Source organism: Synechocystis sp. PCC 7509 (genome assembly GCF_000332075.2).
Classification (GTDB): Bacteria; Cyanobacteriota; Cyanobacteriia; order Cyanobacteriales; family Chroococcidiopsidaceae; genus Aliterella.
Window position 1 is genome coordinate 4,096,003 of sequence record NZ_ALVU02000001.1, and the last position, 20,852, is coordinate 4,116,854.

27 protein-coding genes and 1 pseudogene are annotated in these 20,852 nt (G+C 40.8%); 23 read left to right on the forward strand and 5 right to left on the reverse strand.

Features of this window, described 5'->3' with window-relative positions:
- Positions 1-68: 68 nt before the first annotated feature.
- The 14 genes from SYN7509_RS0220435 to SYN7509_RS0220505 all read left to right on the forward strand — a co-directional run bounded on the left by SYN7509_RS0220435 (position 69) and on the right by SYN7509_RS0220505 (position 10,701).
- The gene (locus SYN7509_RS0220435) at positions 69-317 is read left to right on the forward strand and encodes a UPF0175 family protein (RefSeq protein WP_009633616.1); all 249 of its coding nucleotides are present in this window, start codon (positions 69-71) and stop codon (positions 315-317) included.
- Positions 314-808 carry a PIN domain-containing protein gene (locus tag SYN7509_RS0220440; RefSeq protein ID WP_009633615.1) on the forward strand — a complete coding sequence of 165 codons (495 nt, stop codon included), beginning with the start codon at positions 314-316 and terminating at the stop codon, positions 806-808. Before SYN7509_RS0220435 ends, SYN7509_RS0220440 begins: the two co-directional genes overlap by 4 nt.
- 145 nt (positions 809-953) lie before the next feature.
- Complete coding sequence (locus tag SYN7509_RS0220445) at positions 954-1,175, forward strand: hypothetical protein (protein WP_009633614.1); 222 nt, start codon at positions 954-956, stop codon at positions 1,173-1,175.
- A 389-nt stretch (positions 1,176-1,564) separates the two neighbouring features.
- Positions 1,565-1,717 carry a hypothetical protein gene (locus SYN7509_RS30255; RefSeq protein ID WP_158506173.1) on the forward strand — a complete coding sequence of 51 codons (153 nt, stop codon included), beginning with the start codon at positions 1,565-1,567 and terminating at the stop codon, positions 1,715-1,717.
- A 159-nt stretch (positions 1,718-1,876) separates the two neighbouring features.
- A complete protein-coding gene (locus SYN7509_RS0220455) occupies positions 1,877-2,089 on the forward strand; it encodes a hypothetical protein (protein ID WP_009633612.1) in 213 nt (70 codons plus the stop codon).
- The gene (locus SYN7509_RS0220460) at positions 2,089-2,508 is read left to right on the forward strand and encodes a type II toxin-antitoxin system VapC family toxin (RefSeq protein WP_009633611.1); all 420 of its coding nucleotides are present in this window, start codon (positions 2,089-2,091) and stop codon (positions 2,506-2,508) included. The genes SYN7509_RS0220455 and SYN7509_RS0220460 overlap by 1 nt, the downstream gene beginning before the upstream one ends.
- Positions 2,509-2,697: 189 nt before the next feature.
- The gene (locus SYN7509_RS0220465) at positions 2,698-2,943 is read left to right on the forward strand and encodes a hypothetical protein (RefSeq protein ID WP_009633610.1); all 246 of its coding nucleotides are present in this window, start codon (positions 2,698-2,700) and stop codon (positions 2,941-2,943) included.
- 101 nt (positions 2,944-3,044) lie between these two features.
- Positions 3,045-3,218, forward strand: a complete 174-nt coding sequence (locus tag SYN7509_RS30510) for a hypothetical protein (protein ID WP_009633608.1) — start codon at positions 3,045-3,047, stop codon at positions 3,216-3,218.
- A 454-nt stretch (positions 3,219-3,672) separates the two neighbouring features.
- Positions 3,673-3,849: a type II toxin-antitoxin system RelE family toxin gene (locus SYN7509_RS26515; protein WP_009633606.1), complete on the forward strand. Its 177-nt coding sequence runs from the start codon at positions 3,673-3,675 to the stop codon at positions 3,847-3,849.
- A gap of 571 nt (positions 3,850-4,420) precedes the next feature.
- Positions 4,421-5,224, forward strand: coding sequence for a Ycf66 family protein (locus SYN7509_RS26520; RefSeq protein ID WP_009633605.1), 804 nt, complete (start codon positions 4,421-4,423; stop codon positions 5,222-5,224).
- Positions 5,225-5,437: 213 nt separating this feature from the next.
- Positions 5,438-6,007 carry a J domain-containing protein gene (locus SYN7509_RS0220490; RefSeq protein WP_009633604.1) on the forward strand — a complete coding sequence of 190 codons (570 nt, stop codon included), beginning with the start codon at positions 5,438-5,440 and terminating at the stop codon, positions 6,005-6,007.
- Between the two features lie 339 nt (positions 6,008-6,346).
- Positions 6,347-6,502: an arginine synthesis PII-interacting regulator PirA gene (pirA, locus tag SYN7509_RS30515; RefSeq protein ID WP_009633603.1), complete on the forward strand. Its 156-nt coding sequence runs from the start codon at positions 6,347-6,349 to the stop codon at positions 6,500-6,502.
- A gap of 362 nt (positions 6,503-6,864) precedes the next feature.
- Positions 6,865-7,515: a DUF1361 domain-containing protein gene (locus SYN7509_RS0220500; protein ID WP_148298031.1), complete on the forward strand. Its 651-nt coding sequence runs from the start codon at positions 6,865-6,867 to the stop codon at positions 7,513-7,515.
- 687 nt (positions 7,516-8,202) lie between these two features.
- Entirely contained in the window at positions 8,203-10,701 is a 2,499-nt protein-coding gene (locus tag SYN7509_RS0220505; protein WP_071994170.1) for a beta-propeller fold lactonase family protein, read from the forward strand.
- A 46-nt stretch (positions 10,702-10,747) separates the two neighbouring features.
- On the opposite strand, the gene SYN7509_RS30520 is transcribed toward SYN7509_RS0220505, so the two are convergent.
- A complete protein-coding gene (locus SYN7509_RS30520; protein WP_192819843.1) occupies positions 10,748-10,894 on the reverse strand; it encodes a hypothetical protein in 147 nt (48 codons plus the stop codon).
- A 261-nt stretch (positions 10,895-11,155) separates the two neighbouring features.
- On the opposite strand from SYN7509_RS30520, the gene SYN7509_RS0220510 reads away from it, so the two are divergent.
- Positions 11,156-12,034, forward strand: a complete 879-nt coding sequence (locus tag SYN7509_RS0220510; RefSeq protein ID WP_009633599.1) for a PhzF family phenazine biosynthesis protein — start codon at positions 11,156-11,158, stop codon at positions 12,032-12,034.
- Complete coding sequence (locus SYN7509_RS0220515; RefSeq protein ID WP_227501516.1) at positions 12,027-12,878, forward strand: M28 family peptidase; 852 nt, start codon at positions 12,027-12,029, stop codon at positions 12,876-12,878. Before SYN7509_RS0220510 ends, SYN7509_RS0220515 begins: the two co-directional genes overlap by 8 nt.
- On the opposite strand, the gene ypfJ is transcribed toward SYN7509_RS0220515, so the two are convergent.
- Positions 12,873-13,721, reverse strand: a complete 849-nt coding sequence (gene ypfJ / locus SYN7509_RS0220520; protein ID WP_009633597.1) for a KPN_02809 family neutral zinc metallopeptidase — start codon at positions 13,719-13,721, stop codon at positions 12,873-12,875. The two genes, SYN7509_RS0220515 and ypfJ, sit on opposite strands and share 6 nt — an antisense overlap.
- Before the next feature lie 198 nt (positions 13,722-13,919).
- On the opposite strand from ypfJ, the gene SYN7509_RS0220525 reads away from it, so the two are divergent.
- Both SYN7509_RS0220525 and SYN7509_RS0220530 read left to right on the forward strand, forming a co-directional pair.
- Positions 13,920-16,262, forward strand: a complete 2,343-nt coding sequence (locus SYN7509_RS0220525; RefSeq protein ID WP_009633596.1) for a glycoside hydrolase family 31 protein — start codon at positions 13,920-13,922, stop codon at positions 16,260-16,262.
- 38 nt (positions 16,263-16,300) lie between these two features.
- Positions 16,301-17,080 (forward strand): hypothetical protein, encoded by a 780-nt coding sequence (locus SYN7509_RS0220530; RefSeq protein WP_028954464.1) that lies wholly within the window; start codon positions 16,301-16,303, stop codon positions 17,078-17,080.
- Positions 17,081-17,184: 104 nt separating this feature from the next.
- Here the strand turns inward: SYN7509_RS0220530 and SYN7509_RS30260 are convergent, their stop codons facing one another.
- The gene (locus SYN7509_RS30260) at positions 17,185-17,331 is read right to left on the reverse strand and encodes a hypothetical protein (RefSeq protein WP_158506174.1); all 147 of its coding nucleotides are present in this window, start codon (positions 17,329-17,331) and stop codon (positions 17,185-17,187) included.
- A gap of 62 nt (positions 17,332-17,393) precedes the next feature.
- On the opposite strand from SYN7509_RS30260, the gene SYN7509_RS0220535 reads away from it, so the two are divergent.
- Positions 17,394-17,612 (forward strand): hypothetical protein, encoded by a 219-nt coding sequence (locus SYN7509_RS0220535; protein WP_009633594.1) that lies wholly within the window; start codon positions 17,394-17,396, stop codon positions 17,610-17,612.
- Complete coding sequence (locus SYN7509_RS0220540) at positions 17,612-18,022, forward strand: type II toxin-antitoxin system VapC family toxin (RefSeq protein WP_009633593.1); 411 nt, start codon at positions 17,612-17,614, stop codon at positions 18,020-18,022. The genes SYN7509_RS0220535 and SYN7509_RS0220540 overlap by 1 nt, the downstream gene beginning before the upstream one ends.
- A gap of 49 nt (positions 18,023-18,071) precedes the next feature.
- On the opposite strand, the gene SYN7509_RS0220545 is transcribed toward SYN7509_RS0220540, so the two are convergent.
- On the reverse strand, positions 18,072-18,386 hold the full coding sequence (locus SYN7509_RS0220545) for a DUF5615 family PIN-like protein (RefSeq protein WP_009633592.1): 315 nt from the start codon (positions 18,384-18,386) through the stop codon (positions 18,072-18,074).
- Entirely contained in the window at positions 18,383-18,616 is a 234-nt protein-coding gene (locus SYN7509_RS0220550) for a DUF433 domain-containing protein (protein ID WP_028954465.1), read from the reverse strand. The genes SYN7509_RS0220545 and SYN7509_RS0220550 overlap by 4 nt, the downstream gene beginning before the upstream one ends.
- Before the next feature lie 595 nt (positions 18,617-19,211).
- Between SYN7509_RS0220550 and SYN7509_RS0220555 the strand changes: the two genes are divergently transcribed.
- From SYN7509_RS0220555 to SYN7509_RS0220560, 3 genes and pseudogenes are all read left to right on the forward strand, one after another.
- Complete coding sequence (locus SYN7509_RS0220555) at positions 19,212-20,210, forward strand: hypothetical protein (RefSeq protein ID WP_009633590.1); 999 nt, start codon at positions 19,212-19,214, stop codon at positions 20,208-20,210.
- 18 nt (positions 20,211-20,228) lie between these two features.
- Positions 20,229-20,327, forward strand: a pseudogene (locus SYN7509_RS31820) (hypothetical protein); the annotation flags it as partial.
- A 196-nt stretch (positions 20,328-20,523) separates the two neighbouring features.
- Positions 20,524-20,838, forward strand: coding sequence for a hypothetical protein (locus tag SYN7509_RS0220560; protein WP_009633589.1), 315 nt, complete (start codon positions 20,524-20,526; stop codon positions 20,836-20,838).
- The last annotated feature ends 14 nt before the right edge of the window (positions 20,839-20,852 follow it).

Sequence of the window (20,852 nt, forward strand, 5' to 3'; positions counted from 1 at the left end):
GATAGAATAAAAACTTTACCTAAATTTCTAGGTTACGCTGAAAGTGCGATCGGTAAAGTAGTCTTATTATGAACATTGTTATCCCTGAAGAAATCTTGCAAGCGTCGCAGCTTACCGAGGGTGAGTTTCGCCAAGAGATTGCTTTGCATATGTTCCAGCAAGGTCGTTTGACGTTGGGTTATGCAAGTAAGTTAGCAGATATGTCTCTCAATAATTTTCGCCAACTCCTTAAACAGCGAAGTATCCCGCTTTACTCTTACGACGTTGAGGATTTTGAACTAGATTTGAAAAATTTACGAGAGTTAGGACGGTTGTGATTGTCATTAGCGATACATCAGCAATTACAAACTTGGCAGCAATTGATTATTTACAACTTCTGGCTCAACTCTACAATCAAGTCACAATTCCTGAAGCCGTGTATCGTGAACTCGCGGATATCGATCCTCCAGTTCCAGGGACTTTAGAAGTCCAAACGGCTAATTGGCTAAAGGTTAAACAAGTCGTTGATCGTGAATTTGTTGAACGTTTAATTGATGAAGTAAGGCTAGATCCGGGAGAATCTGAAGCGATCGCACTTGCCTTAGAAATTAACGCAGATTTATTATTAATTGATGAACGTCGTGGTAGAGCCGAAGCTGACCGTTTAGGAGTCAAGATTACTGGATTATTAGGTATTTTAGTTGAAGCCAAACAGAAAAATTTGATTGTTGCCGTAAAACCTTTGATGGATGCCTTAATTGCTACGTCGCAGTTTAGAGTATCTTCAGCCTTGTACAACCAGATTCTAAATATAGTGGACGAAAATTAATTCACAGTAAAAGCCAGTCTTGGCATACTTGCAACAGTAATTATTAATTTAAAAGCGATCGCCTAAATATTTCAAGAAATACGGACGTTTAGAAAAAAGTTTTAGATGGTTGCGATTGCAAAATAACCGAGAAGGATAATAGAGGATGAGGAACGAAACAGAAAACAATAAATATGAGCTATGGTCGTCTGCAACTGAAGGCTCAGAAACCTTCTTCCCTGCTGATAATAATAGCGTTAAGGCTATTCTAGCGCCCGATGCTAAATTGGTTTGTGTGATCGAAGCAACATCGTGGAACGAAGCTCAACAAAAACGATATGATTTCATGGGTTGGGGTTATTACAAGACTTTTGAAGAACAGGCATAACAGCAAAAAAGACGCAACCGCAAGTGAACCAACTGTAACTGAACAAAGCACTGCACCCGACCGCTAAAAATCCTCCGTTTCGCTTGTGCCTTGCTCCAATTTAGGCTTTGGCAGCAAGTAAGCTTGGTCTTTAGGCTACATATTTTCTGTGTAGAAGCGCGATCGCACTTCTTCCTACAATCGTTAAATTGAGCGTACCGTATTGATAAGCGATCGCAGAAGGAAGCCTATGAAGAATAATTCAGAGTTAGAAGATGAACTCCAGCCGGAATATGACTTAAAGAGTTTAAAAGTCAGAAAGTTAGGGAGTGGACGAAAAAGCTTCGGTGAGGCGGTTGTTCGTCTAGAACCTGATGTAGCGAAAATGTTTCCAAGTGCTGACTCCGTGAATGAAGCGCTACGATTTTTGGTCAGAATTACACGAGAGAATCAGTCTTTTGCACCTATACAGCCGCCTAATTCGGTTGAAGCGGATAGTTAATCATAGATGCGATCGCACTTTGTTAAGCAGAATTAGGCAAGCGCGATCGCATTTACATTAACTACAGTAATAAGCGATCGCATTTGCATTAGTTACAGTAATAAGCGATCGCATTAATGACATAAATACAACGAAAAAGAAAGTGCGATCGCCGGATACTTAATCTCGATTAGTAACCTAGGCTTAAAGTAAGATTTGATTTCAAAGGAGGCTTTCAACAATGCCAGAGCAGATAGAGAAACGCTTAACCCATTTAGAGGCTGAAGTTGCACGACTTAAACACAAAGTAGAAACTGATTTGTCCTCAAAACCTTGGTGGGAAAAAATCGCTGGCACCTTTGCAGATAACTCAGCTTATGATGAGGCGATGCAGTTGGGGCGCGAGTATCGTGAATCTTTCCGCCCAAATTCTACACATCCATCTAACGAGTAATGTATATTCTCGATACGGATCATTTCAGCGTTTTGGATCGTGGAGGAGTTCAAGCCCAACATCTGTTGCAAAAGCTGGCAAGTGTCGATCGCTTGCTGGTGGCAACAAGTATTATTAGCTACGAAGAACAAATGCGAGGCTGGTTAAGCTACATAGGCAAAACCCAGACTATTGAAAAACAAGTTACAGCCTACAGAGAGCTAAAGCGGCAATTAATCAATTACTGTACAATTCCAGTTGTTGAGTTTGATGAGCAAGCAGCCCAAGAATTTCAACGACTAAAGAAGTTGTATCCAAGGCTTGGTACAATGGACTTAAAGATTGCCGCGATCGCACTGGTAAATGAAGCAATTCTATTAACTCGTAACAGTTCTGACTTTGGGCAAATTGCCGGGTTAATTATGGAGGATTGGACGTAAAAATTTCTAAGCAACTTCGCATTGATTCCATAAATACAACAGGGTAGGAAGTGCGATCGCACTATAGGAATAAGCGATCGCATTAATTCCACAAATACAACAATCAATTTTAATTAGCGTACTACAAACAAAGTAAAACTTTCTTAAAGGTACAAGCTATTATGAATATTTGTGATTTACTTTTCGTGTATGACTTTACCTTCTAATTTCGATAAGCTGGTTGAACAACTCAGCAATGAACTAAACAATCTCGATATTGAGTTATACCAAGCGATTGAGTTAGTTAGAGAAAAGATTATTTTATTTCCAGATAATATAATACTGATACAGCTATTTTCTACTCTTAATAACTATGCTATGTTTGCAGAAAATACTAAAAGACAAATTCAAGAAACTCTGCAATTACTCGCGGTCAAAGAAATACCATTTGAGTAAGATATTCAAGAAGCAGGAGAAGATTTATCTGAACAATTAGGTAGAATTTTAGAAGCTAAAGTAGTTGTAAGTAATATCAAAATACGTTTGGAAAATTAGCTATGAATATTGACCCAATGAATGAAACAGAATTAACCGAAATTCTTAAAATTGCTCAAGAGGGAGAAATAAAACTTAAAGAAATGAGTGACTATGCTACGCTCATGGCAGAAAAATGGAGAGCTAAAGCTCACAATCTCGAAAAAAATGTCTCAAAAAAAGATACAAAAGTCTAATAACTATAGCTGCTAGCGATGAAGCGATTAGCCGTTAATATACAAACTTTCTGGGATAAAGTGCGATCGCACTTTATATTAGTTACAACAATAAGCGATCGCATTTGCATTAGTTACAGAATAAGCGATCGCATTCATTCCATAGATATAACGAGAAAGCAAGTGAGAAGTCTTGTACATTGATAAACCCCAGAAGTCAAACACTTAAACTTGATTGAGATACCATAAAATCAATTCCAGTTACATTTTTTTCCTATGACTACATTGCCAGAGATTGAAACAGCTATTAAACAATTACCCGAAGGCGATGTTCGTCAACTCTCCGCTTGGTTACAAGAGTATTTAAACTAGAGGTGGGCTCGGCAAATTGAAGACAATTTAGGCGCGGGTAAACTGGACAAGCTAATTGCTAAAGTAGAGTTTGATATTGCCGCCAATAGAGTCAGGAATATTGATGAAGTCCTTTACAACACCTGATTTTTGGCAAGCATATTCAGAACTAGATCCAGAAATGAAAGCACAAGCTCAAAAAGCTTATCAACTTTGGCAACAAAATCCCCTGTATCCTTCCTTGCACTTCAAAAAGGTTGATAATAATTTGTGGTCTGTACGAATCGGTGAGGGGGTTTGAGCATTAACTTTGAAAAAAGGTAATGATTACTACTGGTTTTGGATTGGCGCTCATGACAAATATGAATCGCTGCTCAATTAATTGTAGGTATAAAATTTAGACTGATTGGCGGCTAGTCTAACTACTTTCTGGGATAAAGTGCGATCGCTTTAATTCCATAAATTCCAGAACGAAGGAAGAAATGCGATCGCACTCCTAGCAAATAAAACTTCCTGAAGCGAGGCGATTGGCATAAAATTTACCCCCCCTCATAACTATTCAAACATCCTTTAAGAACGCTCCACTAGCAACAGCCTCAACCTATAACAGTTGTTTGATTGCTTCAGCTAGCTTGAATTGAGCTTGCCCACTATAAACAGATATCAAGAGTCACACCTGAACATAACAGTAAGACTTTCACCTACATCTGTCTAAGAATTCAACCATTTCTATGTAGAATTGGTTGGAGTAGTTATATACGGGCTAATTACCGTGATTCACTACTCAACAAATCTCATGATTGGATCTAGCTCAACAATTATCTATCAAAATTAAGATATCTAGTTTGACACAGTAAGGAGTACCCACAATTATGCTGGCCTACGTTCTGGCATTAGCAGTCGGTCTTGGTAGCTTTGCATTATACATGGCTGCCTTCTTTTTTCCAGAAGTACACCGCAAAAATGATTTTATTTGGAGTGGGGTAGGGCTATTTTACGCTTTAGTATTATGGGTGTATGGCGATCGCATTAGTGGCGGGTTATTACTCGGTCAAGGAGCGAGTGTCGCTTTGTTAGGTTGGTCTATTAGTCAAACTTTGCAGTTGCGCCGCCAGCTTACCCCTATTGCCCAAAAAACTGATTTGCCAAGTACCGCCAACGTTACAAGTATGGTGCAAGACAAAGTATCAAAATCTGTTCCGGCGGTAACTTCAGGAATTGAAGGTGTTTTTAACAGTTTAAAAACCAAATTTCAGCAGCTATTGAATAAACCGATTCAATCTAAAACTCCTGTTGCCAATAAACCTGTATCGACTCCTAAACCGCAGGTAGAGGCAATAGTAGAAGTAATTGACAATCGCACTACTCCACCAGAACCCACAGTAGGAGTAAAAACAACCCCAGAAGTTGCACCACTTGTTATAGACACGGTAGAAATTACCGAAGCAACTTCAGAAATAGAAACTACTGCGCCTCCTTTAACCGAAGAAGAAGCAATTTCTCAAGCTGTAGAAACTGTTTCCATCCAAATAGAAGAGCAAACCCCCATAGTAGCCGTGCCTCCTCATCCGCCCGATCCAGAGCTTGTAGAAGCGGCTATTAGAGACGCACAGGAAAAGCAGCAACCCGTATCGCCGCCAGATCCAGAAGTGCCAGAAAACCCATCACCTAGCTAATAAAACGGGTGTTGTGGATAAGGAAGTAATGAAAATGCTCCCTTATCCTTTTTGATTTAGCTTCTAAGAAGCTAGTCAAGTGATTAAACCTGGGTGCATAGCGTAAAACTTCCAATATCGAGAACAAATTAGCACTGCTTTCAAGTCGAGGTTGAACTTATACATTCCTAACCAGTAAAATATATTTGTCGGCGCAGAACAATTAGAATTGTAATGAGTCAAGATAATGCCGCACAAAAAAATAGCAGTTACTACTCTTTGCTAGGGTTGCATCCTTCCGCGTCAGTTATAGAAATTCGTCGAGCCTACCGAGAATTAAGTAAGCACTACCACCCCGATACCACCAAATTATCTACAGAAATCGCCACTTCCAAGTTTCAAGAGCTTAACCAGGCTTATGCTACCCTCAGCAATATTGAAAGACGCATCGCTTACGATTATGTCATTGGCTATTCGCGATTATCGGTAATTCAAGCGCCATCTTACTTAGATCGCTCCGTCCGCGATCGCACTAGCCCACCCGCAGCCCGTGGCACTGAAGAATTTGCCAATTCCTCCGCTTATCTCGATCCAACAGATCGCCCTTTATCGGCGGGAGAAATATTTGCTTTGTTTATTTTAGGACTAACAATAGTTGGTTGTCTGATTTTAGCGATCGCTATTGGCTTACTTCGCGGCGACAAAGCTTGGCAACCAATATCAACCACTTCCTCACAGCTTGTTATCCAGCAGTTTACAGTTATCGTAAAGATTGCTTTACAATCACTCAGCAATTTTCCCTAGAAATATCTATATTTTTACCTTGAAGAAGCTACAACTAAGCACCTATCCAACAAAACCTAGCTGCGGTAATAGTTTAAGCAGGACTTTCTATTTTCAAATCTATTTTGGTTGATGGAAAGTTGATTTTAGCAATTTCTTTTTTGCTTGCGCCGACCTACACACGACTTAACCCGAAATAGCTTAATAAAGTCGTAATGTGATGTTTGTGACATCGATCTATCTTATGGTAGAAATTGGATTCTTAATGAATAATTTAGAATTTTTATGTAGCCTTTGCTACGGAATAAGTGTTATGTTAGGATTAACAAACAAAAAAACTAATAAAACAGATAAGTAATCATGAACAGAAACAGACAACAAGCCGCAAAGCAAGCCTCCGATGCTCACCGCGTAAATATTCAAAGAAGTTTAGAGCATCGCCTGCAAGTTGCTAGAGCTAATGGAGACGAACAGCTAGTACGGCAGCTAGAAACAGAAATGAGCTATTTCAACTAAATAAACCCCATAATCAAAATTTCATCCTCTCCGATCTTGCTCTAGGTAAGTTGGAGAGGATATTTTTGTTGTTATAGACAAGGATCGCGAGCTTAAATTAGCTTTTGAAAAAAGATTAAAGTTTCGCTCCCTAACCCCGGTTTTTTGGGGATACCAAACTCTTAGCCACTTCCTATTGGGGGTTCGGGGCTATCCATATTTCATAACTTAAAAAGGATGGCGACAGATATCCTTAAAAAAAATTAAAACTCAAACTCAACACATTCCAAACTATTTCTAAGTCACGGTTATACTGATTAGTTGAAAGTATATGTTTAACCTACCCTTGCATAGTGAGGAACTGTTTGATGAGAGAAAGAGCAATGGCTTTAATAAAAACACTGCGGTGGATTTTAAGCCGGAATGCAGGGCGAATTGGTTGGAATTTATTTCTAGCTTTTATTCCTTTAGGTTTGAGTTTTTGGTTGTTTCGTCGCGGGCGATCGCGTTCTTTTACTTGGTGGTTGGTGTTTGTCGTTTTCTTAGCTTTTTTACCCAACGCACCTTATATTTTGACTGATATTATTCATCTTATTTATGATGTTCGCGATGTTAATTCTGTATGGACAGTTACTTTAGTTGTTTTTCCTTTGCACATAATATTTATTTTGTCTGGGTTTCAAGCCTATGTTCTATCTTTGATTAACTTAGGTTATTATTTGCAACGCATTGGCAGGAGCAAATCGATTGTAGCTGCGGAGTTATTTATTCATGCTTTGTGTGCCGTTGGTATTTATTTAGGCAGATTTCCACGCTACAATAGCTGGGATTTACTCGCTAAACCGGATGACTTAGTAAGTACGGTAGTAGAAGATTTGATCGGTAAAATTCCCTTGGCAATCATTTTTATTACTTTTGTAATAATTACCATCTTGTACTGGCTTTTTAAGCAGATAACCATAGCAGTATTATGGCAGCGAGGCGCAATAGCTTTTTATCAACCTGATAATACATCAATTACCCCTCAACAATAAATGACTATAAACAAGAAAAAACAGTCTTAGTCCTAAAACTCAAAAAGGAAGTACGAAGCGATCGCGGTTCCTTTTTTAAAGATGCTTACATTTCTTTAGACTACTAGGTTTAGCAACCGACAGATTTGAAACTTTTATAATTGTTTCTTTAATATATTGTTTAAACTATTGCACTCGGATATATCCTGAAAGTGCGATGTAAGCATCTTTTGTGATTATAATTACCTGAAAAAAATTGCTTTTAAAACGGTGCTGTAATTATTTGGATAAAAATTCAAGTAACATAAGTTTATGAAGATATGTCAGTATATTCTAACATTTATTATTTTTATTTGAAATTAAATAAAGGTTTAAATATTAAGCCTTAGACTATTCAACAAATAGAATTGTTTAAATTCTAAGTTTGGGGTGCAAGCTACAAAAAATGCCGAAAAAATCTACCACGGAGAAATATTAGCTCTTATTTTGGTTCAAAACTAACTAGCACAAAATTCAGCCATATTATTTATTGGGTAGTTTTAAGTTGGGTAGTTAAACATCAAAACAGGAGAAGACCTTAGCAAAACCAACTTATTCCCAGGAGGACAAGTGCGATACTTTAAAAGACGACGAGGTTGGGTTCTCGGCGCTGCACTGTGCTACATAATAATATCGATAATAGTAGTTACTCTACGTGACACAGTAACAATGGCACAAGTGGGAGGTGTATATAATAAGCCGACCAACTCTAGCCCCATCGCTATGTCGGCAGATAATAAACTGGTTTGGTCGGTTAATCCAGATAATGATACGGTTTCAGTTATCCGCACCGATACAAACGAATTGATCAGAACTATTAGAGTAGGAGATGAGCCGCAGAGCGTTGCCCTTGACCCTACAAACCAGTATGCCTATGTTGCCAATGCAGCCAGCAATACGGTAACAGTAATTAGAATCATTAATCCTAACCCATCTACTTTTAACGCTGGTATAGACACGAGCGTTGGTATAAACGGACATATAAAGACTGGTGCAGAGCCGTTTAACATTGTATCTTCACCTAATGGCAAACGTATTTTTGTTGCCAACAGCAGTCAAGACACAATCACTGTTATCAATGCTACCAACCGCACGGTGATTGGCAATGTTAACTTGCGTAATAGTTTATGTAATATAGGGGGTACTACTCGTCACTTTCAGCCCCGTGGTCTGGCAGTAACCCAAAACAACACTAGACTATACGTCACCCGCTTTTTGTCGTTTACTAAAGCAAACGGTGTTCAGGGCAATGATCGTGGCGAGGAAGGAGTGGTATGTCGGTTGAACATCAACACCAACTCAACTAACATTGGTGACTACCTCCCAGCATCGGCAATTCGTATAGCCGCTAGCGACACTGGCTTTACTATTGATGCTAACAGCGATGGAACGGCAGACCCCACCGCCGCTTATCCCAATCAACTTCAAAGCATAGTTATTCGCAACGGACACGCTTACCTGCCAAATATTGCCGCCTCTCCCTCTCGTCCGCTCAGGTTCAACGTTGACACCCACGCCTTCGTGAACCGAATTGACGGCATCGGCGGTACTGAGTCTGACGGTGGAGCAATTAATATGCATCTAGGGGCGCGCAATCCAGAATTAGGTAAGAAGAGGCTGTTTTTCGCCAACCCGTGGGCGATCGCTTTCACTAACCAGAATTTTGCTGGTAAAGCTTATGCAGTTTCATCGGGCAGCGATTTGCTGGTGAAGCTGAATGTTGCAAATAACGGCGTACTGAGCTTTACCACTGACGGCGACACAACCCGCTACATTGACTTGAACAACCCGGCGGTTCTCAAGACCGCCGGGGCAAACGCTGGTAAGAACCCTCTTGGTATTGTCATCAACGATGCTGGTACAGTTGCCTACGTGATGAACTACATTTCCCATAACGTTTCGGTAGTTAATCTGAATGTTGATCGCGTCGCTAAGGTTATCCAGACCAGCGCTCTCCCAACACCAGGCTCGCGCGATGAAACTGTCGAGGTTGGGGGAGAAGTATTTTTCTCCTCCCGTGGCAACTTTGTTAGACCAGGGGGTACAAATGTGTCAACCCAAGAACGGCTTTCTTCCGAAGGGTGGCAGAGTTGCGCCAGTTGTCACTTTAACGGACTAACTGACGGTGTAGTGTGGCAGTTTGGTACTGGGCCACGCAAGTCAGTACCACTCAATGGCACTTTCAACCCAAATAATCCCAACGAACAGCGCATTCTAAACTACTCGGCAATCTTTGACGAGGTTCAAGATTTTGAAAATAATATTCGTAACGTTTCTGGGCCTGGGGGATTAAACTTGCAAGGCTTGCCGCCACGGGCGTGTATTGAAACAACTCCTGTAGCAAGCAGTCCCAGCAATAACGATCCGAACCACGGTTTATTATTTGGTGACAATGGGAACATTAACATCTCACCTTGTGAGATTAATACGTTTTTGACCAAGCGGAATCTTGGGCGACAGCAACATAAAGTCCAGCTACCAGGTAGCAATATCCAAGTGTCAGCCCTTGATGCCTTAAATCAGTGGGTGCGTTTAGCGGTTCGTACACCTAATCGACCACTGACAACACTTGAGCTGACCTTTGGCGGTGGTAATCCCGCAGGTGGTGTTAATGAATCTCAAGTCTTAGCTGGAAGGCAGTTGTTTCAATCCGCCAATTGCCTTGCTTGTCATAGTGGTGGGAAATGGAGTCGAAGCACGAAAAACTTTGGTTCGCCACCAGCAGTTGCTCAAGTTGCGATTGAAACCGATCCGAACGCGGCGGGAGTCCCACCAGATCCAAATGGCACACAGTACCTATTTCAATTTCTGAGTAATATCAAATCGTTTAATCTCAATGTTCCTGGAGCAGGTAATCCCATAGCTGGTCAACCGCAGATTGGAGCCGTTGAGAAGGACACTAATAATAGAGATGCTTTAGGCTTAGACTACAATAACGACGGCAAAGGCGAAGGTTATAATATTCCATCGCTGCTAGGTATTCACTCTTTACCACCCTACTACCACAACGGTGCTTGTGAAACTCTAGCCTGTGTAGTTGCGGATATCGATCACCGCACCGCAGGGCTACCCGTTGGCGCAGCCGATCCCCTGGCAACGGCATCTGCTCGTAACAACCTTGTACGGTATTTAGAGTCAATAGACAAAAATACACCGCCACCAGCCTAAGTTAATTTAGAACAAACAAAAGCGGGCTATATAGCCCGCTTTTCAATTAGGCGTTAGTAGTAAAAATAATATCTACAGTTACTTTAGCTAATTCACCGGGTAGAGTCGAGGGGGAGGCTGATGTCACAAATATTTGACACCAAAATATCGGGAATATATCGAGCAGTCCCAAAGTACCAAAAGTGTTTGTCACCTTTTGTCACTGTCCGAATGAACCCTTACGGAGAGCTAATTTCAGCCTTTGAACTAGAGCTTTTAATTTTATTAGTAAAAAATCGATAAGTAGCTCATTGGGCAAAGATTTGGTAATTCAGAAATGATTAAAGTTTTTGGAGTCTGACAGAGGAGGGCTAATAGTGAAGTTCAATAGCAGCTAGTATAAAATACTCATGTAGCCAAGCTTGAGGTGTTAGAGCGATCGCAGTTGTTACCCTAAAATCAAAAACAAACTCTAATGAAATATTATATTGTCGATGTGTTTGCCCAGGAAAAATATAATGGCAATCAATTAGCCGTATTTGTAGATGCTGGAAGTCTAACCAGTCACCAAATGCAACGTATAACCAAAGAAATCAACTATTCTGAAACAACTTTTATTACTAATAACCAAAGCCGCGAGGGTGGCTACGACGTTCGGATTTTTACCCCAGCGCAAGAACTTCCTTTTGCTGGTCATCCGACTTTAGGGACTGCATACATCATTCAACAAGAGATTGTTAAGCAACCTGTGGAAAAAGTTACCTTAAACCTAAAAGTTGGGCAAATACCTGTAAGTCTGCATTACTCCGATAATTCTGTAGACTTGCTGTGGATGCAGCAAAAACCGCCGATTTTTGGACAGAAATTTGATAAAGAGGCGATCGCACAAGTATTAAATTTACCCATAAACGATATAGATAGTAACTTCCCGATTCAAGAAGTTTCTACAGGCTTACCAATTATAATCGTGCCTTTAAAAACCTTAGCCGCCGTTAAAAAAGCCAAGGTAAATCTAGAACTGTATTTTGAATTGATTAGTAATACGGAAGCTAAGGCAATTTTGATATTTTGCCCAGAAACCTATCATCAAGAAAATAATCTAAACGTGCGTGTATTCTGCGATTACTTCGGTGTTCCCGAAGATCCAGCGACAGGAAGCGCTAATGGTTGTTTGGCTGGATATTTAGCGAATTATGCTTATTTTGATGCGGATTCTATTGATATTCGCGTCGAGCAAGGTTATGAAATTGGTAGAGATTCACTTTTATTGTTAAAAGCTCAAAAAACAAACGCAGACATTGATGTTTTTGTTGGCGGTAAAGTAATTATGGTAGCTAAAGGGGAATTTGTCTAAAAACGTGGATCTCAAGCAACGTTTATACGATCATCTTATTCAACTGGTAAGGGAGCGCGATCCTTACTTCTCTACGGCTGGGCATTTTTTCGTTCAGCAATACATCTTGCAACAATTGCAACAGTGGGGAAGGGTGGAAATTCACGAGTTTCAGGTAAATGGACGCACTCATAAAAACCTAATTCTGCATTTACCCGCCGCTAATGGGAACAACAAGCCACCGATTTTAATTGGCGCACACTATGACGGCGTACCGGGAACTCCAGGCGCAGATGACAACGCGACAGGGGTTGCAGCTTTATTAGAATTAGCAAGAATCTTTGCAACCCAACCAATTAAGTACCCGCTTCAGCTAGTTGCTTTTGATATGGAAGAATACGGCTTATTGGGTAGTATTGATTACGCCACTAAATTGCACAGCCAACAGCAACCATTACGATTGATGATTTCTCTAGAAATGCTGGGTTATTGCGACTCTGCTCTCGGTTCGCAGCGCTATCCGTCGCCTTTAGAGAAGATTTACCCAAATACGGGAGATTTTATTGCTTTAATTGGTAATTTACCAACAATTCCCGACTTACTCAGCTTAAGTGGGAATATACGTAAACACGGTACAAATTGTCAATGGCTACCTGCACCTAATCGCGGTCTAATTGTTCCACAGACACGCTGGAGCGATCACTCGCCCTTTTGGGATCGAGGTTATAAAGCAATTATGGTAACGGATACCGCCATGCTGAGAAATCCTCATTATCATCAAGAAAGCGATCGCATTGAAACTTTAGATTTAGACTTTTTTACTGGAGTTTGCAACAGTTTAGCTCAAGCCATACCCTTGTTATAATTTAGCGGTTTTAAAAGTGTTGCATTGCTCTACATCTCCCGTTTGGATTCCCTGTTTAAACCAGCGCACTCTTTGAGCAGAGCTACCATGAGTAAAGGATTCTGGGACTACATAACCTTTAGATTGACTTTGCAGGCGATCGTCCCCAATGCTACTAGCAGCATTTAACGCTTCTTCTATATCCCCTGCTTCTAAAACTTGGCGCGAATTTTGGGCTTTATTTGCCCAAATCCCGGCAAAACAATCAGCTTGCAACTCTAATCTCACAGAAAGTTGATTTGCTTCAACTTCACTAACTCGACTTTGCAAAGAGCGGACTTTATCAGATATTCCCATAAGGTTTTGTACATGATGTCCAACTTCATGAGCAATTACATAAGCTTGAGCAAAATCTCCTGGTGCTTGCAGACGCTCTTGCAAATCTCGGTAAAAACTTAAATCTATATACAATTTTTGGTCAGCAGGACAATAAAAAGGGCCAACCGCCGCTTGAGCAAAACCACAAGCTGATTCTACTCTATCGGAAAACAGCACTAAAGTAGGCTCTACATAGTTTGCCCCCATCTCTTTAAATAACGGTTTCCAAGTATCTTCAGTGTCTGCTAAAACTACCGAAACAAAGTCTGCAAGGCGATCGCTTTCGGGGGAAGTTTCCCTATTTACAGCAGTGGGATTATCATTAGTAGGTGCGACTTGCTCCAAAATTGCCGGATCTACACCTAAAAACATAGCAATTAGCGACAACACAAGAAATCCAATCCCGCCGCCGACTACGGGACCCGAAACCCCCACACCGCGACGATCTTCAACATTGCTACTTCTTCGCCCAAATTCCCAACGCATGGCAACTTCCCCCTTGACTTTAATTGCAAGTTTGATTTAATACTACTAAAACTCGCAACCTACTTGAGTCTTATTTGTTTGCTTTTGAGCGGTACGCACAGCGACAGATTTTAGCAACTTCTAGCGCTGGAATGATTTTAATTTGTTGCAGGTTTGAAAAAATAGTCTTGCTTAAGGCTTTAAATAATAAACGCAGATATGCCGCAGTATTTTGGACAGTTAGGGACAGTTGAACAACCTTGGTCAATTCTTGGCGCTGTAGAAACTATCAAAAAAGAGCGCACTTCTATACAATTACACTTTGATAGTGCTTGCCTAATTATTACAATACTTGCAGCAAACTTAATTCGCGTCCGCCTAGCACCAAAAAGCGACTTTATGCCCCGTCGGGATTGGGCTGTAACAATAGACGATAGCGAATTTGCAATTGTACCGTTCGATCTCGTCGAAAATGACGAAGTTATCGAAATTACTACCGAATTAATTAAAGTTAGAGTTAACAAAAATCCTTGTCAGGTTAGTTGTTATGACTTGTGCGATCGCCCTTTTGCTCAAGATATTACTCCTATGGGCTGGCGCTCTGGCGGTGTAGCAGCATGGAAAAAAATTGAAGAAAACGAACATTTTTATGGTTTTGGCGAACGTACAGGCTTATTAGACAAGCTCTCCGAGCGTAAAACCAACTGGACAGTAGACGCTTTGGATTACGGATCGCTTAGTGATGAGATGTACCAGGCAATTCCATTTTTTATAGCATTGCGTCCTGAAGTTGCTTACGGAATCTTTTTTAATACTACTTTTTGGAGTCAGTTTGATATCGGTGCAGAACAACCGGGAGTTTTGCGAATGGAAACGCGGGGACAAGAACTAGACTATTACATTATTTATGGCGCAGAACCCGCCCAAATTTTAAACACCTACACTCAACTTACAGGCAGAATGCCAATGCCGCCAAAATGGGCGCTAGGCTATCATCAATGTCGCTGGAGTTACGAATCGGAAACAGTGGTACGCCAAATAGCTAAAGAGTTTCGCGATCGCCGCATACCTTGCGATGTAATCCATCTCGATATCGACTATATGAACGGCTATCGCGTGTTTACCTGGAGTCCCAAACGCTTCCCTAATCCCGCCCAATTAGTCGGAGATTTGGCAAAAGATGGCTTTAAAACCGTAACAATTATCGATCCAGGGGTTAAATACGAACCCGAAGCCGATTATCACGTATTTGATAGCGGAGTAGCTAAAGATTACTTTGTCCGCAAAGCTGACGGACAATTATTTCACGGTTATGTCTGGCCCGAAAAGTCTGTTTTTCCCGATTTTATGCGCTCCGATGTGCGTCAGTGGTGGGGTGACTTGCACCAAAACCTTACTAATATCGGCGTAGCAGGAATTTGGAACGATATGAACGAACCTACCATAAGCGATCGCCCGTTTTCTGAACCAGGAGAAAAAATCTATTTTCCTTTAGATACACCCCAAGGATCAAAAGACATTGCAACACACGCCGAAGTCCATAACCTGTACGGTTTAAACATGGCTAAAGCAAGCTATGAAGGTTTAGAAAAACACCGTCCTAATGAGAGAAGTTTTGTATTAACGAGATCGGGCTATGCTGGGGTGCAACGTTGGTCATCGGTATGGATGGGTGATAATCAATCATTGTGGGAACACTTAGAGATGTCTTTACCCATGTTGTGCAATATGGGCTTATCGGGTGTTGCTTTTGTCGGCTGCGATATTGGCGGTTTTGCGGGAAATGCAACGGCGGAATTATTTGCGCGGTGGATGCAGGTAGGAATGCTTTACCCCTTTATGCGGGGACATTCGGCGCTGTCTACATCTCAACACGAACCTTGGGCTTTTGGACTTCGCACTGAAAACATTTGCCGCACATACATCAATCTGCGTTACCAATTACTACCCTATTTCTACACGCTATTTTGGCAAGCCGCAACCACAGGAGCGCCGATTTTACGCCCACTTTTGTACCATTTTCCCAATGATTCAAAAACCTACGAACTATACGATCAAGTCATGCTAGGCGATTCTATTATGGCTGCTCCCATTTATCGCCCAGGAGTCGAACATCGGGCGGTTTATTTGCCCCAAGGTACTTGGTTTGATTGGTGGACGGGGGAAGTTTACAAAGGAGAATGTCATATTTTGGCACACGCACCTTTAGAAACAATGCCTTTGTATGTCTGCGCGGGGGCAATTATTCCCCTGCAACCAGTGATGCAGTATGTAGATGAAAAACCCCTTGATTCTTTAACCTTACGGATTTATCCAGGAAACGGGGAATTTACACTTTATGAAGACGATGGACATAGTTTTGCTTATAAAAACGGCGAATTTGCAACTACAACTATTCGCGTATACGAAGAAGAACAGCAATATATAGTAGAAATAAGCGATCGCGTTGGCAATTGGCAACCCACAACACGAGAAATAATTGTTGAATTAGTAGGTATTGGTCAAGAAAGTTTTATTGATAATGGTACAGCGCGGAGTTTGCGCTTTGATAGAGTGAAATAGGCGATCGCTTTGTCTATTGCAAATTAGTTTAAAAAAGTATGGATCAAGCTTCTATGAAGGATGTCCCTAAAAATATGCGAAGAACAGGGATGCTCCTTTTTCGAGATGCATTTATAGAATCATTACACGGCGAAAAGCTAATGTGTGTTGTACATCTAGCTCATGCAGCAGAAATTTTGCTGAAAGCTCGCATAGCGCAAGAACATCCGCTCTTAATTTTTTCAAAACTGCCTAAGCCTAATGATGATACTCTGACACTGATTGATTTGCTAGAAAGCGGTCGCACTCTATCTTATGAAGAATTACCTGACCAGTTATGGGCAACTACAGGAATTAAAATTGAGCCAGATATTCTTACTCAACACCGCAAATTTGGTAAGCTAAGAAATCAAATCGTTCACTTTTCGATGGCAAATGCTAACACGCTAGACGTGTTAGCAATACGTTATTCACTGGAAGTGTTAGATCCTTTAGTAGAAAGCTTTTGGGGGAAGTCAGTAATTGATTTCATAACAAAAGATCCCCATGATTATTACGCTATGTTTGTAGGCTCTGGACAACTCGAAGACTTAATCAGGAAAGTCTCTACAATAGATCAACGGTTAAGACGATTGTTGGGGGATGCGAGTAAAGAAGCTTGGGAGAGACTGAATACACATCTTGAAGAAAGCAAAATGTTGGATAGAGCTAGAACTGATGAAGATTGGGAAGCTTTGGCAGTTTGGGAGGAATCACAGGCTGATCCTATTAAAGAGGAACAGTACAAACAGCAAATGGAAGAAATGGTTAGCTGGCAAATTTTTCTTAATTCTTTTTAGTTAGCTCACCAAATTTAATGTGTATCTTGAACAGTAGCTTGTCAATGTGGAACGGTAAAACAGTACATAACTGTAATATAGGACAAAAGTTATTGTCAGCGCTGCTAAAGTTTTCTACCGTAACTAATTTGCTCTGTCAATTTACATACTTTCTGGGATGAAGCGCGATCGCATTTATTCCCCAAATACACAGGAATGCGATCGCACTGGCTGAATCTACAGGAATAAGCGATCGCTCCCAACTTCACCAAACTCAGGTTAAGCTAGGAAAGCTTACAATCATTAGAAAATAAACTCGCACTCGTTTAGACTAATGACATTACAAGAACTGCAAAAACAAGCACTGCAATTACCAACTAGCGATCGCTGGCAATTGGTTCAAACTCTTTTAGAGTCTTTAAAGCGCGACAGCCTAACAGCAAAACATGGAAATTTGTCTCGGCTTCGAGGGATTGCCAAAGGTTCGGGAACAGTGGATAACTCTAATTCTAAAGAGGATTATACTAGCTACCTAATTGAGAAGTATCAGTAATGCGTGTTTTGATTGATACTAATATAGTTCTTGACTTCCTTCAAGAAAGAGAACCGTTTGTAGAAAATGCAACGAGATTATTTGAGCTTTTTGATACTGGACAGATTGAAGGATTTATCGCAGCAACAACGATTACCAACATCTATTATATTGTTTGTAAAACAGCAGGAGCAGTTGTAGCTTCTGATGCGATCGCCCAAATCCTTGCAGATTTAAACATTTGTCCGGTGGATCGAGATGTATTAGAACAAGCCATTGCCTTAAACTTTCGTGATTTCGAGGATGCCGTGCAGTACGTTTGTGGGCTTGTGCATAATGTAGATGCGATCGTCACTCGTGATACCTCTGGGTTTATCGGTGGAGAGATTCCCATTTTATTACCTGAAGCTCTTAACGCTAGATTTGATTGAACGAAGCCTATAACTACACAAATACCTAGAAGAAGTGCGATCGCGCCTGCTAATTTGAATAAATAGGCGATCGCTTTGTTAGTGTAAGTTGGATCAAAAGTAATCGTCGCAGGTTGCGATTGGTGACATTGCCGCAAGTTAACCATAAAATCTGAGGAGGTGTTCCCAGACGACATACTAAATCTATAAAATCGCTGTCCTTTGTCATAATTACAGCATTGTCGGCTCGTGCTGCTTCAAAAATTTCGATATCTTGAGCATCCCTAAGTGCTAAATCTACCAATGCGGCAACTTCTAAATCAAAAGTGTCTGACAACCAAACTGCTAAAGTTGGAGGCAGTTGAGCATCAACCCAAATTTTCACGCCGTTAGTCTAGGAAAATCAGTGCATCGTGCTGCAAATATCAAGCTTGCTTGAATATCTGCAAGTTCTAAATCGGGGAAGTCTTCTAAAATTTCGCTAACACTAACGTTTTCCGCTAACATTTCCAAAATGTCGGTAACTCGAATTCGCATCCCTCGAATGCAGGGACGACCGCCACACTGACCAGGTGTTTGAGTAATGCGAGTGAGTAATCCTGTTGTTGAGAGCATGAGGGGGTGACTAAAAGTTACTTTATCTATTTTACGAGAAATTATGAGCATATATAGCTTTCTGAGTAGCGGGCGATCGCACTTTTAATAATTGCAAGTTAACTTAAAAGCGATCGCCATACAACAAAACCTTGGTTAAAGTAAAATTGGCAAATTGTTTGTGGAGAGAAGTTATAGTTGAACTCTAAAATCATCTGTCTCGGTTCAGGAGTTAGTAAGTAAGACCGCTTACAAATTAGCTATTTGTTTGGAACTTTGGCAACTCCTTTTTCGTACATTTTACTTATTGGAAATATTTACTATTGGCTCAAAAAGCGCCGTATTCCTTTCCGTCAATCTGTCTTGAATCGGTGGGTAATTACGTCAAGTATGGGGATTCAAAAAGCTAGGTACAGAGACGCAGACCAGCAAAACTATACCATCTAGTTTTAGAAACATCTTAAGCTTACGCGCTCAAAGGCAATCCTAAATATTTAATGAGTAGTAATTGTTTGCTACCAGTGAGCTTAATTTGTTGACAATTTGCTGTCTAATTAAGTCAACATACAAAGCTATTGTTAATAAATACTAATATTATGCCCCTTGGTAGAATCCAATGATGTGGTTTGAAACATTAACTGGTTTTCCTGAAAATTCCCCCCAGCAAGTCCGCGAAAATATATCTGTTGACGGGAAGACATTAAAATCTCATGTCAACGAGAAAGTTATAGTTTGCGGTGAACTGGAAACCCCAACTTTGGCAGAACTGAGAGAACGGGTAAATTTGAGTGGGCATCAAGGCGGAAAAATCTCGCTACGAGAAGTAGTTGCAAATGTCCAGCATTTGCATACAAACGAATCAAATGCTAATTCACTTTTTCAGGTGGCTTCCCAGTTCAATCTGCTGGAAATGGTATCTTCGAGTGTAACGCCTGAGCATGGTGTAGGAATTTATGAGCGCGATCGCACCCAAGGACCAGCGTGCGCGATCGCCGCAGGTGCAGGAACAATTTTTCGTAACTACTTTGCGATCGTTAATGGGCAAATCGGTCAATCTGCAACAAATCAAATCGATTGCCTTGCGGATATCGGAGTAGCATTAGGAAACTCTCTGAGCCGTCTTTGGAAAATGAGAAACGGTTATACTTTGGCATCGCATAACGGTTTAATTGAGATTGCGAATCGACTTAGCGCCTCAAGTGAAAATGAACTCGATCGATTGCGGCAGTTGCTACGCATTGGTATTCAGTGGAATACACAAGTGACGCTTAACGATACCAATCACCTAGTTTCACAGGTTTATTGCTCCGCCTTACCCGTTGCTTATTCTCCTCATGCTTCGGCTCTATGGGCAGAATTTGCACAGTTAATTTTAGAGGCATCTTATGAAGCAACAATTTGTACAGCAATCTTGAATTCCCTCCGCAATGGAAACAATAGATTATTTCTGACACTTCTTGGCGGCGGAGCCTTCGGTAACAAACCCGATTGGATTTTTGCAGGAATGCGACGTGCCTTGAATCTCTACAAATATGCCGATCTTGATATCGCAATCGTAAGTTATGGCTCATCCAATCAATCTGTCCGACAACTTATCAATGAATTAATGAAATAGGTAAAAGGCGATCGCACTGAAAACATTTGCCACACATACATCAATCTGCGTTACCAATTACTACCCTATTTCTACACGCTATTTTGGCAAGCTGCGACAACGGGAAATAATTGTTGATTTAGTAGGTATTGGTCAAGAAAGTTTTATTTATTGATGATGGTACAGCGCAGAGTTTGGGCTTTGATAGAGTTAAATAGGCGATCGCCCCAACACTTCAAACTCTGTTTTAACTATATAGGATAGATAATAGATGTAGTCTCCTAGCAGCCACCAAGAGAGTCAAAACTCTTTTACCTAATTGGACAATAGCGTAATGACAACTGTAACCGAGTCAGATATCAAAGAATTAAAAGACTTGATTATTGCTTTTAGAGAAGACACCAACAACCGATTTACCGCCATTGATAATAAATTTACCTCTATCGATAATCGTCTCACTGTGATTGAAACTCGTTTAGATGAGTGGCGAACCTCAATTGCTAAAATCCCCGATTTAGCTGAAAAGGTGGGAGAGCTAAAAAACTGGAGGCAAATCGGGTTATTTTTTGTGACTGCTTTTATTAGTTCTATATTTAGCGGTACAATCGGCGGGGTAATTGGTTGGCTACTTAGAAGTGGAAAAGCTTGATTGGCAAGGTAAGC

What these genes read in the sequence shown, in the direction of transcription:
- SYN7509_RS0220435 (WP_009633616.1), top strand. Translation starts at nt 69, where the DNA reads ATGAACATTGTTATCCCTGAAGAAATCTTGCAAGCGTCGCAGCTTACC.
- SYN7509_RS0220445 (WP_009633614.1), top strand. Translation starts at nt 954, where the DNA reads ATGAGGAACGAAACAGAAAACAATAAATATGAGCTATGGTCGTCTGCA.
- SYN7509_RS30255 (WP_158506173.1), top strand. Translation starts at nt 1,565, where the DNA reads ATGAAGCGCTACGATTTTTGGTCAGAATTACACGAGAGAATCAGTCTT.
- SYN7509_RS0220455 (WP_009633612.1), top strand. Translation starts at nt 1,877, where the DNA reads ATGCCAGAGCAGATAGAGAAACGCTTAACCCATTTAGAGGCTGAAGTT.
- SYN7509_RS0220460 (WP_009633611.1), top strand. Translation starts at nt 2,089, where the DNA reads ATGTATATTCTCGATACGGATCATTTCAGCGTTTTGGATCGTGGAGGA.
- SYN7509_RS0220465 (WP_009633610.1), top strand. Translation starts at nt 2,698, where the DNA reads ATGACTTTACCTTCTAATTTCGATAAGCTGGTTGAACAACTCAGCAAT.
- SYN7509_RS30510 (WP_009633608.1), top strand. Translation starts at nt 3,045, where the DNA reads ATGAATATTGACCCAATGAATGAAACAGAATTAACCGAAATTCTTAAA.
- SYN7509_RS26515 (WP_009633606.1), top strand. Translation starts at nt 3,673, where the DNA reads ATGAAGTCCTTTACAACACCTGATTTTTGGCAAGCATATTCAGAACTA.
- SYN7509_RS26520 (WP_009633605.1), top strand. Translation starts at nt 4,421, where the DNA reads ATGCTGGCCTACGTTCTGGCATTAGCAGTCGGTCTTGGTAGCTTTGCA.
- SYN7509_RS0220490 (WP_009633604.1), top strand. Translation starts at nt 5,438, where the DNA reads ATGAGTCAAGATAATGCCGCACAAAAAAATAGCAGTTACTACTCTTTG.
- pirA (WP_009633603.1), top strand. Translation starts at nt 6,347, where the DNA reads ATGAACAGAAACAGACAACAAGCCGCAAAGCAAGCCTCCGATGCTCAC.
- SYN7509_RS0220500 (WP_148298031.1), top strand. Translation starts at nt 6,865, where the DNA reads ATGGCTTTAATAAAAACACTGCGGTGGATTTTAAGCCGGAATGCAGGG.
- SYN7509_RS0220505 (WP_071994170.1), top strand. Translation starts at nt 8,203, where the DNA reads ATGGCACAAGTGGGAGGTGTATATAATAAGCCGACCAACTCTAGCCCC.
- SYN7509_RS0220510 (WP_009633599.1), top strand. Translation starts at nt 11,156, where the DNA reads ATGAAATATTATATTGTCGATGTGTTTGCCCAGGAAAAATATAATGGC.
- ypfJ (WP_009633597.1), bottom strand. Translation starts at nt 13,721, where the DNA reads ATGCGTTGGGAATTTGGGCGAAGAAGTAGCAATGTTGAAGATCGTCGC.
- SYN7509_RS0220525 (WP_009633596.1), top strand. Translation starts at nt 13,920, where the DNA reads ATGCCGCAGTATTTTGGACAGTTAGGGACAGTTGAACAACCTTGGTCA.
- SYN7509_RS0220530 (WP_028954464.1), top strand. Translation starts at nt 16,301, where the DNA reads ATGGATCAAGCTTCTATGAAGGATGTCCCTAAAAATATGCGAAGAACA.
- SYN7509_RS0220535 (WP_009633594.1), top strand. Translation starts at nt 17,394, where the DNA reads ATGACATTACAAGAACTGCAAAAACAAGCACTGCAATTACCAACTAGC.
- SYN7509_RS0220540 (WP_009633593.1), top strand. Translation starts at nt 17,612, where the DNA reads ATGCGTGTTTTGATTGATACTAATATAGTTCTTGACTTCCTTCAAGAA.
- SYN7509_RS0220550 (WP_028954465.1), bottom strand. Translation starts at nt 18,616, where the DNA reads ATGCTCTCAACAACAGGATTACTCACTCGCATTACTCAAACACCTGGT.
- SYN7509_RS0220555 (WP_009633590.1), top strand. Translation starts at nt 19,212, where the DNA reads ATGATGTGGTTTGAAACATTAACTGGTTTTCCTGAAAATTCCCCCCAG.
- SYN7509_RS0220560 (WP_009633589.1), top strand. Translation starts at nt 20,524, where the DNA reads ATGACAACTGTAACCGAGTCAGATATCAAAGAATTAAAAGACTTGATT.